This window comes from Pseudomonas sp. H2_D02, from assembly GCF_054677635.1.
Window position 1 is genome coordinate 5946159 of the sequence record NZ_CP162816.1, and the last position, 14052, is coordinate 5960210.

Annotated in this window: 17 protein-coding genes; 11 read left to right on the forward strand and 6 right to left on the reverse strand. The window is 60.2% G+C overall.

What is annotated here, in order from left to right; genetic code table 11:
- Nucleotide 1: 1 nt before the first annotated feature.
- The 3 genes from mlaD to AB4N42_RS27270 are packed head-to-tail and all read right to left on the reverse strand — an operon-like array spanning nucleotide 2 to nucleotide 2075.
- A complete protein-coding gene (gene mlaD, locus AB4N42_RS27260; protein WP_030139861.1) occupies nucleotides 2-469 on the reverse strand; it encodes an outer membrane lipid asymmetry maintenance protein MlaD in 468 nt (155 codons plus the stop codon).
- Nucleotides 469-1266 (reverse strand): lipid asymmetry maintenance ABC transporter permease subunit MlaE, encoded by a 798-nt coding sequence (gene mlaE / locus AB4N42_RS27265; RefSeq protein WP_030139860.1) that lies wholly within the window; start codon nucleotides 1264-1266, stop codon nucleotides 469-471. The genes mlaD and mlaE overlap by 1 nt, the downstream gene beginning before the upstream one ends.
- The gene (locus AB4N42_RS27270; protein WP_030139859.1) at nucleotides 1266-2075 is read right to left on the reverse strand and encodes an ATP-binding cassette domain-containing protein; all 810 of its coding nucleotides are present in this window, start codon (nucleotides 2073-2075) and stop codon (nucleotides 1266-1268) included. Before AB4N42_RS27270 ends, mlaE begins: the two co-directional genes overlap by 1 nt.
- A 274-nt stretch (nucleotides 2076-2349) precedes the next feature.
- Here AB4N42_RS27270 and AB4N42_RS27275 point away from each other — a divergent pair, with 274 nt between their 5' ends.
- From AB4N42_RS27275 to AB4N42_RS27320, 10 genes are all read left to right on the forward strand, one after another.
- Entirely contained in the window at nucleotides 2350-3324 is a 975-nt protein-coding gene (locus tag AB4N42_RS27275) for a KpsF/GutQ family sugar-phosphate isomerase (protein ID WP_030139858.1), read from the forward strand.
- The gene (locus tag AB4N42_RS27280; RefSeq protein ID WP_030139857.1) at nucleotides 3324-3848 is read left to right on the forward strand and encodes a KdsC family phosphatase; all 525 of its coding nucleotides are present in this window, start codon (nucleotides 3324-3326) and stop codon (nucleotides 3846-3848) included. Before AB4N42_RS27275 ends, AB4N42_RS27280 begins: the two co-directional genes overlap by 1 nt.
- A gap of 7 nt (nucleotides 3849-3855) precedes the next feature.
- Nucleotides 3856-4428: an LPS export ABC transporter periplasmic protein LptC gene (gene lptC, locus AB4N42_RS27285; RefSeq protein WP_030139856.1), complete on the forward strand. Its 573-nt coding sequence runs from the start codon at nucleotides 3856-3858 to the stop codon at nucleotides 4426-4428.
- Nucleotides 4415-4963, forward strand: coding sequence for a lipopolysaccharide transport periplasmic protein LptA (gene lptA, locus AB4N42_RS27290; protein ID WP_030139855.1), 549 nt, complete (start codon nucleotides 4415-4417; stop codon nucleotides 4961-4963). Before lptC ends, lptA begins: the two co-directional genes overlap by 14 nt.
- Entirely contained in the window at nucleotides 4963-5688 is a 726-nt protein-coding gene (lptB, locus tag AB4N42_RS27295) for an LPS export ABC transporter ATP-binding protein (protein WP_030139854.1), read from the forward strand. The genes lptA and lptB overlap by 1 nt, the downstream gene beginning before the upstream one ends.
- Nucleotides 5689-5852: 164 nt before the next feature.
- A complete protein-coding gene (locus tag AB4N42_RS27300) occupies nucleotides 5853-7346 on the forward strand; it encodes an RNA polymerase factor sigma-54 (protein WP_030139853.1) in 1494 nt (497 codons plus the stop codon).
- 76 nt (nucleotides 7347-7422) lie between these two features.
- On the forward strand, nucleotides 7423-7731 hold the full coding sequence (gene hpf, locus AB4N42_RS27305) for a ribosome hibernation-promoting factor, HPF/YfiA family (protein ID WP_030139852.1): 309 nt from the start codon (nucleotides 7423-7425) through the stop codon (nucleotides 7729-7731).
- Between the two features lie 12 nt (nucleotides 7732-7743).
- A complete protein-coding gene (gene ptsN / locus AB4N42_RS27310) occupies nucleotides 7744-8208 on the forward strand; it encodes a PTS IIA-like nitrogen regulatory protein PtsN (RefSeq protein ID WP_030139851.1) in 465 nt (154 codons plus the stop codon).
- Between the two features lie 2 nt (nucleotides 8209-8210).
- Nucleotides 8211-9068 carry an RNase adapter RapZ gene (gene rapZ / locus AB4N42_RS27315; protein WP_030139850.1) on the forward strand — a complete coding sequence of 286 codons (858 nt, stop codon included), beginning with the start codon at nucleotides 8211-8213 and terminating at the stop codon, nucleotides 9066-9068.
- Between the two features lie 15 nt (nucleotides 9069-9083).
- Nucleotides 9084-9359 (forward strand): HPr family phosphocarrier protein, encoded by a 276-nt coding sequence (locus tag AB4N42_RS27320; RefSeq protein WP_030139849.1) that lies wholly within the window; start codon nucleotides 9084-9086, stop codon nucleotides 9357-9359.
- Between the two features lie 102 nt (nucleotides 9360-9461).
- Here AB4N42_RS27320 and pmbA read toward each other — a convergent pair whose 3' ends face one another.
- The gene (gene pmbA / locus AB4N42_RS27325) at nucleotides 9462-10808 is read right to left on the reverse strand and encodes a metalloprotease PmbA (protein ID WP_030139848.1); all 1347 of its coding nucleotides are present in this window, start codon (nucleotides 10806-10808) and stop codon (nucleotides 9462-9464) included.
- A 153-nt stretch (nucleotides 10809-10961) separates the two neighbouring features.
- On the opposite strand from pmbA, the gene yjgA reads away from it, so the two are divergent.
- Complete coding sequence (yjgA, locus tag AB4N42_RS27330; RefSeq protein WP_014336624.1) at nucleotides 10962-11486, forward strand: ribosome biogenesis factor YjgA; 525 nt, start codon at nucleotides 10962-10964, stop codon at nucleotides 11484-11486.
- Between the two features lie 156 nt (nucleotides 11487-11642).
- Here yjgA and tldD read toward each other — a convergent pair whose 3' ends face one another.
- Both tldD and AB4N42_RS27340 read right to left on the reverse strand, forming a co-directional pair.
- The gene (gene tldD / locus AB4N42_RS27335) at nucleotides 11643-13085 is read right to left on the reverse strand and encodes a metalloprotease TldD (protein WP_460115592.1); all 1443 of its coding nucleotides are present in this window, start codon (nucleotides 13083-13085) and stop codon (nucleotides 11643-11645) included.
- Nucleotides 13086-13090: 5 nt separating this feature from the next.
- On the reverse strand, nucleotides 13091-13954 hold the full coding sequence (locus tag AB4N42_RS27340; protein WP_030139846.1) for a carbon-nitrogen hydrolase family protein: 864 nt from the start codon (nucleotides 13952-13954) through the stop codon (nucleotides 13091-13093).
- Nucleotides 13955-14052 lie beyond the last annotated feature (98 nt).

Below are 14052 nucleotides of genomic sequence, written 5' to 3' on the forward strand. Positions count from 1 at the left end.
CTCATTTGGCGTCTTTGCTAACGGTATTGAGCAGGAATTTACCGATCAGGTCCTCGAGCACCAGCGACGACTGCGTATCGTGGATGGTCCCGCCGTCCTTGAGCAGGGTGTCTTCCCCGCCCACGCTGATCCCGATGTATTTCTCACCCAACAGCCCAGCGGTGAGGATAGATGCAGTGGAGTCAGTCGGCAGGTTATCCACGCGCTTTTCCAACTGCAGCGTCACCCGCCCAGTAAAACTGTCACGGTCCAGATCGATTGCCGTGACCTTGCCGATCGTCACACCGGCCATGGTCACCTTGGCTCTGACCGTCAAACCGGCGATATTGTCAAAATAAGCATAAAGTTTATAAGTATCGGTGCTCGCGGTTGGCGCCAGTCCACTGACCCGCAAGGCCAGCAGCAGCAAAGCCAGGATGCCAGCCAGCAAGAAAAGGCCGACACCGATTTCCAGGGTGCGGTTTTGCATCAGAAATCTCCAAACATCAAGGCGGTCAGAATAAAGTCAAGGCCCAGTACGGCCAACGAGGCGTAGACCACGGTCTTGGTTGTGGCACGGCTGATCCCCTCTGACGTGGGCTCACAGTCATAACCTTGAAACACGGCGATCCAGGTGACCACGAAAGCGAATACGGCACTCTTGATCACACCGTTGAGCACATCATCGAGGAAGTCGACGCTGTTCTGCATGTTGGACCAGTAGGAGCCTTCATAGACCCCCAGCCAATCGACGGCGACCCACGAGCCTCCCCAGATCCCCACGACGCTGAAGATCATCGCCAGCACCGGCAGGGAAATGAAGCCGGCCCACAGGCGCGGGGCGATGATGTACTTGAGTGGATCGACACCGATCATTTCCAGGCTGGACAACTGCTCGGTGGATTTCATGTTGCCGATTTCGGCGGTCAGCGCCGATCCGGCACGCCCGGCGAACAGCAGTGCGGTCACCACCGGGCCAAGCTCGCGCAACAGTGTCAGCGCAACCATCTGCCCGACCGCCTGCTCCGATCCATAGCTGGACAGGATACTGAAGCCCTGGAGAGCCAATACCATGCCGATGAAAATCCCCGAGACGACAATGATGACGAGGGACATCACCCCGACCGAATGCAGTTGCTTGACCAGCAGGCCGAAACCTCCGCCGGTCGAATTGCGGCCGAGCAAGGCGTGCATCAGGAACAGCGAGGAACGCCCAAGCACCGCCACCACGTCGATGCCGGAGCGACCGAACAGGCGAATTCTTTCGATTAACGATTTCTTGCGCATCAGCGCTTCCCCAGCAAGTCGGTACGGTAATCCGTGGCCGGAAAATGGAACGCCACCGGACCGTCCGGGTCCCCCTTCATGAATTGGCGAATGCGCGGGTTGTCCGAATCCTTCAATTCCTGCGGTGTGCCCTGTCCCAGCACCTGGCCATCACCGACGACATAGATGTAGTCGGCGATACTGGCGGTTTCGGCCAAATCATGGGAAACCACAATGCTGGTGATGCCCAGCGCATCGTTCAGCAAGCGAATCAGGCGTACGAGCACGCCCATGGCAATGGGGTCCTGCCCAACGAAGGGCTCGTCATACATGAGGATTTTCGGGTCGAGGGCAATCGCCCGCGCCAAGGCCACCCGACGCTTCATGCCGCCCGACAGCTCGTCCGGCATCAGTTCCAGGGCGCCGCGCAGCCCGACTGCCTGCAATTTGAGCAGAACGATGTCGCGGATCATTTCCTCCGGCAGCTCGGTATGGACACGCAGGGGAAACGCCACGTTCTCGAACACATCGAGGTCGGTAAACAGGGCACCGCTCTGGAACAGCACCCCCATGTCCTTGCGCGCATCGAACAGATCGCTGCGCGACAATTTCGGAAGGTTCTGGCCATTGACCCAGACTTCGCCGGCACTGGGACGCAGTTGCGCGCCCATCAGTCGCAGCAGCGTTGTCTTTCCGCACCCGGAAGGTCCCATGATGCCGGTCACCTTACCGCGCGGGATGCGAATATCGATGTCATTGAAAATGCTGCGCGTCCCTCGCTTGAAGGACAGTCCCTTCAGCTCGACCGCGTAAGCGTTGTCGGCACTCATCTAAACTCCTTGCGATGCAGCCTCATATTCGAGTGCTCCGGCCTGCCGACAAAAACGCCGGTACCGCCGGGCACACGAACCGGCGGCGAACTATATCACTGCAACCATCAGGCGCCCAAGGCCAACCCCCGGCCCGTTAAGCCCGGCTTAAGGTAAAACGCCACATTTTATGTCCGGCCTCGCGCCGTTCGAGCAAACGCATGACGAACTAACGTGAGGGAATCGCTCATTACCGCTATAATCGCCGCCTTTTCATTGGGCTATACGATCTGACATGAACCAATCCAGCGACCTGATTCAATCGGCACAACGTACTGTCCGCCTCGAACTTGAAGCCGTACAAGGCTTGTTGCCCCGTATCGACGCTGATTTCGTACGCGCCTGCGAGATGATTCTGGCCAGCAAGGGCCGTGTGGTCGTGGTCGGCATGGGCAAGTCCGGCCACATTGGCAACAAGATCGCCGCCACGCTGGCCAGCACCGGCACCACGGCTTTTTTTGTTCACCCCGCCGAAGCCAGCCACGGCGACATGGGCATGATCACCCGGGACGATGTCATCCTGGCACTGTCCAACTCGGGCTCGACCAATGAAATCCTCACATTGCTGCCATTGATCAAGCGACTGGGCATCCAGATGATCAGCGTCACCGGCAATCCAGATTCACCACTGGCCAAGGCAGCCGAGGTGAACCTCAATGTTCATGTCGAGCACGAAGCCTGCCCCTTGAACCTGGCGCCGACCTCGTCCACCACTGCAGCCCTGGTCATGGGCGACGCCCTGGCCGTGGCCCTGCTGGAGGCCCGCGGGTTCACCGCCGAGGATTTCGCCTTCTCCCATCCTGGTGGCGCCCTGGGCCGTCGCCTGTTGCTCAAAGTCGAGAACGTGATGCACAGCGCAAACGAGCTGCCGCAGGTTCAACGCGGCACGCTGCTCAAGGATGCGCTCATGGAAATGACCCGCAAGGGCCTGGGCATGACCGTTATCCTCGAAGCCGACGGCAAGCTCGCCGGGATCTTTACCGACGGTGACCTGCGCCGTACGCTCGACCGCGCTATTGATATACGTAACGCAACCATCGATGAAGTCATGACCCTTCACGGCAAGACTGCGCGCCCCGACATGCTGGCCGCAGAAGCCCTGAAAATCATGGAAGACCATAGGATCAATGCACTGGTGGTAGTGGATGAAGAGGATCGCGCGATCGGCGCTTTCAACTTGTCCGACCTCCTTCGCGCTGGAGTAATGTGATGACGACCGACCTGCTGCAACGGGGCAAGAACATCAAGCTCGCCGTTTTCGACGTCGACGGTGTACTCACCGATGGCCGCCTGTATTTCCTCGAAGACGGCAGCGAGTTCAAGACCTTCAACACCCTCGACGGCCAGGGCATCAAGATGCTGATGGCCGCGGGCGTCCAGACCGCCATTATCAGTGGTCGCAAGACCCCGGTGGTCGAGCGGCGAGCGAAGAATCTCGGCATCCCGCACCTTTACCAGGGTCGGGAAGACAAGTTGGTGGTGCTGGACGAACTGCTGGGCCAACTCAATCTAAGCTATGAGCAGGTTGCCTACCTCGGCGACGATTTGCCGGACCTGCCGGTGATTCGCCGGGTCGGCCTGGGCATGGCGGTGGCCAACGCAGCCGCTTTCGTACGCGAGCACGCCCACGGCGTCACCACCGCGAAGGGCGGCGAAGGCGCCGCCCGCGAATTCTGTGAATTGATCCTGAACGCCCAGGGCCACCTCGAAGCGGCCAACGCCGCGTACTTGTGAGCCATTTATGTTAAGCAAGAAGATTCGCACCCTACTGGTGTTCGGCTGCATCGCCGCGATTTTTGCGGCGGTGGGCTACTGGAACATCAGCCCGGAACGCTTCCTTGACCCTTCCGTGACCAAGGTCGAGGAAAACGATATCGATTGGTATGCGACCAATACGCATACCCTACAATACCTGCCAGACGGCAAAGTGCAGTACGAAATGACGTCTGACAAAGTCGACCATGTAAAGGCCAGTGATATAACACTGGTCACCAAACCGGACCTGAACATGTTCCGCGGCACTGAATTCCCGTGGCACGTGCAGAGCGAGCGCGCCGAGGTCAATCCCGGCGGTACCGAAGTCGAACTGATCGACTCGGTACGCATCGCCCGGACCGATGAGAAAAACCGTACGACCATCATCACCAGCAGTCGCATGACGGTCTTTCCGCAACGAGAATATGCGCAGACCGAGCAACCCGTTAGAATCGACGGCGCTGGCGGCGTGTCGACCGGCGTAGGAATGAAGGCGTATTTGAAGGAAAGCAGGATACACCTGCTATCGAAAGTAAGAGGACAGTATGAAGCTCGCTAAAACCCTCCCTATTTTGCTCAGTCTGGGCGCAGCACTGGGAAGCGCGAGCGCCTGGGCCCTCCCCAACGACCGCGACCAGCCTATCCGTATCCAGGCCGACGATGCACAACTGGACGACAAGAACGGTGTCGCCACCTATAAAGGTGACGTGATCATCACCCAGGGTTCGATGAAAGTGACCGGCAACACCGTGACCATCACCCGCACCCAGTCCGGCGATATCGACGTGGTGACTTCGGTGGGCAACCTGGCCTACTTCGAACAACTGCAAACCGCGGGCGACACCAAGCCTGTACAGGGTTATGGGGTTACCATCCAGTATCACGCCGCCCAGGACCGCGTTGTCCTGATCGACCGCGCCAAGGTTGTCGACAAGGACAACAACGTGACCCAAGGCGAGAAAATCGTCTATGACACGGTCAAGAAACTGGCCAGCGCGGGTCGTGCCACTGGCAGCAAGGTCACCGAGGCGCGTCCGCGTATCGACATGGTGATCCAGCCGAAAAAGAAAACCGACGAGCAAAAGGCCCAGTAATGGCAACTCTGAAAGCCCAACACCTGGCCAAGAGCTACAAGAGCCGCCAGGTTGTGCGCGATGTCAGCCTGTCCATCGAGAGCGGCCAGATCGTTGGCCTGCTCGGCCCCAACGGCGCGGGCAAGACGACCTGCTTCTATATGATCGTCGGCCTGGTCCAGGCCGATCAGGGCCGCGTCCTGATCGACGACCTGGACGTCAGCCACCAGCCGATGCACGGCCGGGCGAAGGCCGGGATCGGCTATCTACCGCAAGAAGCCTCGATCTTCCGCAAACTGTCGGTTGCCGACAACATCATGGCCATCCTCGAGACCCGCAAGGAACTCGACAAGGCCGGCCGTCGACAGGAACTGGAAAGCCTGCTGCAGGAATTCCACATCAGCCACATTCGCGACAACCTGGGCATGAGCCTGTCCGGTGGCGAACGTCGCCGCGTGGAAATCGCCCGTGCCCTGGCCACCGCGCCGAAATTCATCCTCCTCGACGAACCGTTCGCCGGCGTGGACCCGATTTCGGTCGGTGACATCAAGCAGATCATCCATCACCTCAAGGCCAAGGGGATCGGCGTGCTGATCACCGACCACAACGTGCGCGAGACGCTGGATATCTGCGAGACCGCCTACATTGTCAATGACGGCCAGTTGATTGCCGAAGGCGACTCCGCGACTATCCTGGCCAATGAACTGGTCAAGGAAGTGTATCTGGGTCACGAGTTTCGCCTGTAAGCGCAGATGTCTGGTGCATCGCCGGGCGTCGCCAATTTTATTGTGGCGACGCTCTAGGCAAACACCTCAGTTTCAGGCATATAATTTGCTTAAGTTTGGCGCTCCGGCGCCCTTGTAGTGGATGGCGCATGTGCGGCCGGCGAATAAGGTGTTAAGCCCCTGCCATGAAACCATCGCTAGTCTTGAGAATGGGCCAGCAGCTGACGATGACGCCGCAGCTGCAACAGGCCATCCGCCTGCTCCAATTGTCGACCCTGGACCTGCAACAGGAAATCCAGGAGGCCCTGGAGTCCAATCCGATGCTCGAACGCCAGGAAGAAGGCGACGACTTCGACAACTCCGATCCGCTGGCCGACAACGTCGAACAGAAAACCCCTGCCGAAATCCCGGAACCGTCCTATCAGGAAGCCGCCCCGACGGTGGATAACATCGAGGACGGCGAGTGGAACGAACGCATTCCCAACGACCTGCCCGTGGATACGGCATGGGAAGACGTCTACCAGACCAGCGCCAGCAGCCTGCCAAGCGGCGATGACGACGAGTGGGACTTCACCACCCGCACCTCCGCCGGCGAAAGCCTGCAAAGCCACTTGCTGTGGCAACTGAACCTGGCGCCGATGTCCGACACCGATCGCCTGATCGCCGTGACCCTGATCGATTGCATCAACAACCAGGGCTACCTGGACGAGACACTCGAAGAAATTCTCGAAGCTTTCGACCCCGAGCTCGACATCGAGCTGGATGAGGTCGAGGCGGTCCTGCACCGCATCCAGCAGTTCGAACCCGCCGGCATCGGCGCCCGCAGCCTGGGCGAATGCCTCTTGCTGCAACTGCGCCAGTTGCCCGCCAAGACACCGTGGCTGGCCGAAGCCAAGCGACTGGTCACCGACTACATCGACTTGCTGGGCGGCCGCGACTACAGCCAACTGATGCGGCGCATGAAACTCAAGGAAGACGAGCTGCGCCAAGTCATCGAGCTGGTGCAAAGCCTCAATCCACGGCCCGGCTCGCAGATCGAATCCACCGAGCCTGAATACGTTGTCCCCGACGTGATCGTGCGCAAGCACAATGATCGCTGGCTGGTGGAGCTCAACCAGGAATCGGTGCCGAAACTTCGGGTCAACGCCCAATACGCCGGTTTCGTAAAACGCGCCGACACCAGCGCCGACAACACGTTCATGCGCAACCAGTTGCAGGAAGCGCGCTGGTTCATCAAGAGCCTGCAGAGCCGCAACGAAACCCTGATGAAAGTGGCGACCCAGATCGTCGAGCATCAGCGCGGCTTCCTGGAATACGGTGATGAAGCGATGAAACCGTTGGTCCTGCATGACATTGCCGAGGCAGTGGGCATGCACGAGTCGACGATTTCACGGGTGACCACCCAGAAATTCATGCATACCCCGCGGGGAATCTATGAATTGAAATATTTTTTCTCCAGCCATGTCAGCACCTCGGAAGGCGGCGAATGCTCGTCCACGGCCATCCGCGCGATCATCAAGAAACTGGTCGCCGCGGAAAATCAGAAAAAGCCGTTGAGTGACAGCAAGATCGCTGGTTTACTGGAGGCACAAGGCATTCAGGTGGCCCGCCGTACCGTCGCCAAATACCGCGAATCCCTCGGGATCGCACCTTCGAGCGAACGCAAGCGGTTGATGTAACAGGCCACGCCACAGCGTTCCAGTGGCAGGCAACCCAGCCTGCCGCTTTATGCACTGGCAACGAAGGAGAAGCTGTATGCAAGTCAACATCAGTGGACACCAACTGGAAGTGACCGAACCCCTGCGCACCTACATCGGCGAAAAACTCGACCGATTGGAAAGGCATTTCGACAAGATCACCAACGTGCAAGTCACGATGTGCGTCGAAAAACTGCTGCAGAAAATCGAAGCCACGCTGCATATTCCCGGCGGAGAAGTGGTTGCCAACGCAGAGCACACAGACATGTATGCCGCGATTGACCTGCTGACCGACAAGCTGGATCGCCAACTCAAAAAGCATAAGGAAAAGACCCAGAGCCTCCTCCAGGGCGCAACCGGTCGTTAACCCCCCCAATCCATGATCCGACTAGAAACCATCCTGACCCCCGGCCGTTCCCAAGTGAACGCGCCGGGCGGCAGTAAAAAGAAAGCCCTCGAACAAATCGCCAACCTGATCCACCGCGAAGTGCCGGATCTGGAAATGCAGGATGTCTTCGAGGCACTGGTTGCCCGTGAAAAACTCGGTTCCACCGGTTTTGGCAACGGCATTGCCATCCCCCATTGCCGCCTCAAGGGCTGCGCCTCGCCTATCAGCGCGCTGCTGCACCTTGAAGCCCCCATAGATTTCGACGCCATCGATGGCGCCCCGGTCGACCTGCTGTTCGTCTTGCTGGTCCCGGAAGCCGCAACCGATGCGCACCTGGAGCTGCTGCGCCAGATCGCCAGCATGCTGGATCGCAAGGAAGTACGCGAAAAACTGCGCAGCGCCCCGAGCAACGAAGCCTTGTATCAGGTAGTCCTGGACGAGCAGAACGGCCATTAAACATGCGCATGATCATCGTCAGTGGCCGCTCCGGCTCAGGTAAAAGCACGGCCCTCAATGTGCTTGAGGACAGCGGCTACTATTGCATCGACAACCTGCCGGCTGGCCTGCTTCCGGAATTGGCCGAGCGCGCCCTGATCCACACCGAACTCGCGCAACCGCTGGTCGCCGTGTCCATCGATGCCCGTAACCTGCCCAGCCATCTGTCGCGATTTCCGGAATTGCTCGAAGAAGTTCGCAACCGGCATATCCAATGCGATGTGCTGTACCTGGATGCCGACGAAGAAACACTGCTCAAGCGCTTTTCAGAAACCCGTCGACGCCACCCGCTGAGCAACGCCAGCCGCTCCCTGGCTGAAGCGATCCATGACGAGAGCCAACTGCTCGGCCCCATCGCCGACCTGGCCGACCTCAAGGTCAACACCACGCACCTGAACTTGTACCAGCTGCGCGACACCATCAAGTTGCGCCTGCTGAACCAGCCTGAACCGGGAACGGCGTTTCTCGTCGAATCGTTCGGTTTCAAGCGCGGCATGCCGGTCGATGCCGACTTGGTGTTCGATGTTCGCTGCCTGCCCAACCCGTATTGGAAACCGGAGCTGCGCGAGCAGTCCGGACTGGACCAGCCAGTGGTCGATTATCTCGCTGCCCAACCGGACGTAGAGGAAATGTTCCAGGACATCTCCAGCTACCTCCTCAAATGGCTGCCCCGCTTCGCAGCGAGCAACCGGGCCTATGTCACGATCGCCATTGGCTGCACCGGTGGTCATCACCGTTCCGTCTACCTGACCGAGCGTCTGGGTCAGCTCCTGCAACAATCCCTGAAGAACGTCCAGGTTCGCCACCGCGACCTCAGCTAAAGGATTCACATCGCGATGCCTGCTCGGGAAATTGAAATCATCAACAAGCTGGGTTTGCATGCCCGGGCATCGGCGAAATTTGTGGGTGTGGCGGGTAAATTCCCTGACACCACGATCCGCGTCGGGCGCACGCCTGAAACAGCAGTCGACGGAAAAAGCATCATGGCGATGATGATGCTCGCTGCGGGCAAGGGCACCAGGATTCACTTGAGCACCGAGGGCGAACAGGCACAGGAAGCGATGGATGCCTTGGTCGCGCTGATCAACAATTATTTCGACGAAGGGGAATAACTGTGGCGAGGGGATCAAATCCCCTCGCCACACAGGAAATTCTGAGAACAAAAAAGGCGCGTCACCCAAATGGATGACGCGCCTTTTTTTCGGCCCTGAATATCAGCTACCCGCCACCGTCATACGCTCGATCAACACCGAACCGGTGCGGATGTTGCTGCGCAGCTCCAGGTCGTTCCCCACCGCCACGATCTGCTTGAACATGTCACGCATGTTCCCCGCGATAGTGACTTCCTGGACCGGGAATTGGATCTCGCCATTCTCGACCCAGAAACCCGCCGCGCCACGGGAGTAATCCCCGGTGACCATGTTCAGGCCATGGCCCATCAATTCGGTGACCAGCAGGCCACGCCCCATGCGCCGCAACAATGCCGCCTGGTCTTCTTCACCGTGAGTGACGAACAGGTTGTGCACGCCACCCGCATTAGCGGTGCTCGGCATGCCAAGTTTACGGCCCGAATACGTACCAAGGATGTATGAAACCAGTTCACCGTTTTCCACGAACGGCTTGGCGTAGGTCGCCAGCCCATCGCCGTCGAACGCCGAACTGCCCATGGCTTGCATCAGGTGTGGGCGCTCGTCGATGGTCATCCATTCAGGGAAAAGTTTCTGGCCCAACGCGCCTTCGAGGAACGACGACTTGCGATATAGATTGCCGCCGGACACCGCCGACAGGAAGCTGCCGAACAGGCCACCGGCCAATTCGGCGGAAAACAGCACTGGCACCTCGCAGGTCGGTACCGGCCGAGCGCCCAGGCGACTGGCTGCCCGTTGTGCGGCTTTCTGGCCGATGCTGACCGGGTCCGCCAGCAACGTGCCCTGGCGATTCACGTCATACCAGTAATCGCGCTGCATCTGGCCGTCGGCCTCGGCGATCATCACGCAGCTGAGGCTGTGGCGGGTCGATGCGTAACCGCCGATAAACCCATGGCTGTTGCCATAGACCCGGCAGCCCTGGTGGGTGTTGAGCGTCGTGCCGTCGGCATTCTTGATCCGGCTGTCGGCGTCGAATGCTGCGGCTTCGCAGCGCAGCGCTTGTTCGATGGCTTGCTCAGGCGTGATATCCCAGGCATGGAACAGATCGAAGTCCTTCAGATCCTTGCACATCAGCGCAGCATCGGCCAAACCCGAGGCCTCGTCTTCGGACGTGTGCTTGGCAATCGCCAATGCCGCGGCGACTGTTTCGCGAATAGCGTCAGGACCGCTGGCCGAGGTGCTGGCCGAGCCCTTGCGCTGGCCTACGTACAAGGTAATGCCGAAACCCTGGTCACGGTTGAATTCGACGGTTTCCACTTCGCGCTGGCGCACCGAAGTCGACAGCCCCTGCTCCAGCGATACCGCCACTTCACAGGCGCTGGCGCCCTGTCGCTTGGCCTCGGCGAGAATCTGCTCGACTTGTTCCTGCAGTGCCGGCAATGCCTGGGGGCCGACGCTTTGAACTGCACTCATGGTGTTCTCCACTCAAATTCTGCTTTCGGTAACGGTTTTGTACGCAAAGCGCCTGGACGTTTTTTCGTACAAACCCTTGGCCTTCGAGCGACCGGGCCGGACAACCGGCCCCCGACTGGTTATCATGGCGGCGTTTCTTTGCGGACTGCCACCATGGTTGATTCTTACGACGACTCCCTCTACGAGGGTGAAAAAAGCAAATCCCAGGTCAAACGCGAGCTGCATGCTCTGGTTGACCTCGGCGAGCGACTGACAACACTCAAGCCTGACTTGCTGGCCAAGCTGCCCCTGACCGACGCCTTGCGCCGGGCTTTGGCCGATGCGCCCAAGCACACCGCGAATATCGCGCGTAAACGGCACCTGCAATTCATCGGCAAACTGATGCGCGATCAGGACACTGACGCCATCCTCGTTCTGCTCGACCAGCTCGATGCCTCCACCCGGCAGTACAACGAACGCTTCCACAACCTGGAACGCTGGCGCGATCGCTTGATCGCAGGCGACGACGGCACCTTGGAAAAATTCGTCATCGACTACCCGGAGGCCGATCGCCAGCAATTGCGCTCCCTGATTCGTCAGGCCCAGCACGAACTGGCGCAGAACAAGCCACCGGCCTCGAGCCGTAAAATCTTCAAGTACATCCGTGAGCTGGACGAGACTCAACGCGGCCTGCGCTGATCGCCAACAGCTTTATTCCCTTGCCAGGGGTGGCGATTACCGTGGCGAGGGCGCTTGTTCCCGCTCGGTTGCGTTGCAACCGCATCGGGGCTACTGCGTAGCCCAGCGGGAGCAAGCTCCCTCGCCACAATGACTCACGCAAGCCCCTGAATATTTTCATGCCCCCGTGCCACCCACGGTAATCGCATCGATCTTCAGGGTCGGCTGGCCGACGCCCACCGGCACCGACTGCCCGTCCTTTCCGCATGTGCCCACGCCACTGTCCAGCGCCAGGTCGTTACCGACCATCGACACCTTGCTCATCGCCTCCGGCCCGTTGCCGATCAAGGTCGCACCCTTGACTGGCGCAGTGATCTTGCCATCTTCGATCAGGTAGGCCTCGCTGGTGGAAAACACGAACTTGCCACTGGTGATGTCCACCTGGCCGCCGCCGAGGTTGGCGCAATAGATGCCCTTCTTCACCGACGCGATGATTTCCGCCGGATCGCTCTGGCCGCCCAGCATGTAGGTATTGGTCATGCGCGGCATCGGCAGGTGTGCGTAGGATTCGCGACGACCATTACCGGTGCGGGCTACGCCCATGAGGCGGGCATTGAGCTTGTCTTGCATGTAGCCTTTGAGCACGCCATTCTCGATCAATGTGGTGCACTCGGTCGGGGTGCCCTCGTCATCGACGCTCAGGGAGCCACGACGGCCGGCCAGGGTTCCGTCATCGACAATGGTGCAGAGTTTCGAGGCAACCATTTCGCCCATGCGTCCGCTGTAGGCCGAGCTGCCCTTGCGATTGAAGTCACCTTCCAGGCCGTGGCCGACGGCTTCGTGCAACAACACGCCGGACCAGCCGGAGCCGAGCACCACGGGCAAGGTGCCGGCCGGGGCCGGGATCGCTTCCAGGTTGACCAGCGCCTGGCGCAGCGCCTCGCGGGCGTAGCCCATGGCGCGGTCTTCGCTGAGGAAATAACGGTAGTCGGTACGCCCGCCGCCGCCATGACCGCCGCGCTCGCGCCGGCCGTTCTGCTCGACGATCACGCTGACGTTGAAGCGCACCAGCGGTCGCACGTCCGCCGCCAGGCCACCGTCGGTCGACGCCACCAGGATCCGCTCCCAGACCCCAGCCATGCTCACCGAAACCTGCTGGATACGCGGGTCAAGGGCGCGGGTCGCCACGTCGATACGCTTGAGCAGTTCGACTTTCTCGGCACGGCTCATGACTTCCAACGGATTGTCCGGTGCATATAGTTGGGCCACGTCCTGGCTGCTGAACGCCTGGACCGTGCCATTCTGCCCGGCCCGGGAGATCGAACGAGCGGCACGGGCCGCGGCGCCGAGTGCTTCGAGGGTGATCGCATTGCTGTAGGCGAAACCGGTCTTTTCCCCGGACTGGGCCCGCACGCCCACGCCTTGGTCGAGGTTGAAACTGCCTTCCTTGACGATGCCGTCTTCCAGCGACCATGACTCGGAGATCTGGCCTTGGAAATACAGGTCGGCGGCATCGATGCCCGGACCGGCCAGGTCGCCCAGCACGCCTTGCAGACTTTCCAGGGCCACGCCGCCGGGGGCCAAAAGGTGTTCACTGACTGAGGACAACAACCCGCTCATATGTTTTACGCCTTGAATTCGTCGTCTTGGACAGGTCGCTGTCGGGCGCCCTGCGAGAAAAAGCGCCGGTGGTTCGCCACCGGCATGCGCGCCCGGATGGACGCCTGTTCGCTGCTGTCGCGCTCGGCCAGCAGCACGGCCTCGCCTTGATCCTGTTGTGCCAGCACGCGGCCCCACGGGTCGACAATCGCCGCGTGACCAAAAGTCTCCCTTGGCCCTGGATGCACGCCGCCCTGGGCCGCCGCCAGCACATAACACTGGGTTTCGATGGCCCGGGCGCGGATCAGCACGTCCCAATGGGCCGCGCCGGTCACCGCGGTAAACGCCGAAGGCGCGGTGATCAACTCGGCACCGGCTGCCCGCAACTCGCTATAGAGCTCAGGGAAACGCAGGTCATAACACACCGTCAGGCCCACCCGGCCCACGGGAGTATCGGCAACGACCACGTTGCCGCCATAAGCATAGTCATCGGATTCGCGATAACGCCCGCGATTGTCCGCCACGTCCACGTCGAACAGGTGCAACTTGTCATAGCGCGCCACGATCTGGCCTTGGTCGTCCACCAGCAACGAACAGGCATGGGCCTTGGCCTCGGGCTGGTCCACGGGCGGCAACGGCAATGTACCGGCGACAATCCATAACCTGAGGTCGCGGGCGACCTGTTTCAACCAGGGCAGGATCGGCCCCTGACCAAAGGCTTCGTCGCGACCGATCTGCGCCACGTCCCGCCGGCCCATGGCGGCGAAATTTTCAGGCAGCACCGCCAGCCTTGCGCCACCCGCCGCAGCCTGCTCCAGCAGCACGCGGGCACGAGCCAAGTTGGCGAGCACGTCGCTTTGGCTGACCATCTGAATCACGGCGACTGGCATGGTGCTTCCCTCACTTTTTACATCACTGCCCCTGTGGGAGCGAGCTTGCTCGCGATAGCGGTGTATCAGTCACATTTTCCTTTGCTGACCCACCGCTA

Coding starts and splice junctions, on each gene's coding strand:
- mlaD (WP_030139861.1), bottom strand. CDS start 469: ATGCAAAACCGCACCCTGGAAATCGGTGTCGGCCTTTTCTTGCTGGCT.
- mlaE (WP_030139860.1), bottom strand. CDS start 1,266: ATGCGCAAGAAATCGTTAATCGAAAGAATTCGCCTGTTCGGTCGCTCC.
- AB4N42_RS27270 (WP_030139859.1), bottom strand. CDS start 2,075: ATGAGTGCCGACAACGCTTACGCGGTCGAGCTGAAGGGACTGTCCTTC.
- AB4N42_RS27275 (WP_030139858.1), top strand. CDS start 2,350: ATGAACCAATCCAGCGACCTGATTCAATCGGCACAACGTACTGTCCGC.
- AB4N42_RS27280 (WP_030139857.1), top strand. CDS start 3,324: ATGACGACCGACCTGCTGCAACGGGGCAAGAACATCAAGCTCGCCGTT.
- lptC (WP_030139856.1), top strand. CDS start 3,856: ATGTTAAGCAAGAAGATTCGCACCCTACTGGTGTTCGGCTGCATCGCC.
- lptA (WP_030139855.1), top strand. CDS start 4,415: ATGAAGCTCGCTAAAACCCTCCCTATTTTGCTCAGTCTGGGCGCAGCA.
- lptB (WP_030139854.1), top strand. CDS start 4,963: ATGGCAACTCTGAAAGCCCAACACCTGGCCAAGAGCTACAAGAGCCGC.
- AB4N42_RS27300 (WP_030139853.1), top strand. CDS start 5,853: ATGAAACCATCGCTAGTCTTGAGAATGGGCCAGCAGCTGACGATGACG.
- hpf (WP_030139852.1), top strand. CDS start 7,423: ATGCAAGTCAACATCAGTGGACACCAACTGGAAGTGACCGAACCCCTG.
- ptsN (WP_030139851.1), top strand. CDS start 7,744: ATGATCCGACTAGAAACCATCCTGACCCCCGGCCGTTCCCAAGTGAAC.
- rapZ (WP_030139850.1), top strand. CDS start 8,211: ATGCGCATGATCATCGTCAGTGGCCGCTCCGGCTCAGGTAAAAGCACG.
- AB4N42_RS27320 (WP_030139849.1), top strand. CDS start 9,084: ATGCCTGCTCGGGAAATTGAAATCATCAACAAGCTGGGTTTGCATGCC.
- pmbA (WP_030139848.1), bottom strand. CDS start 10,808: ATGAGTGCAGTTCAAAGCGTCGGCCCCCAGGCATTGCCGGCACTGCAG.
- yjgA (WP_014336624.1), top strand. CDS start 10,962: ATGGTTGATTCTTACGACGACTCCCTCTACGAGGGTGAAAAAAGCAAA.
- tldD (WP_460115592.1), bottom strand. CDS start 13,085: ATGAGCGGGTTGTTGTCCTCAGTCAGTGAACACCTTTTGGCCCCCGGC.
- AB4N42_RS27340 (WP_030139846.1), bottom strand. CDS start 13,954: ATGCCAGTCGCCGTGATTCAGATGGTCAGCCAAAGCGACGTGCTCGCC.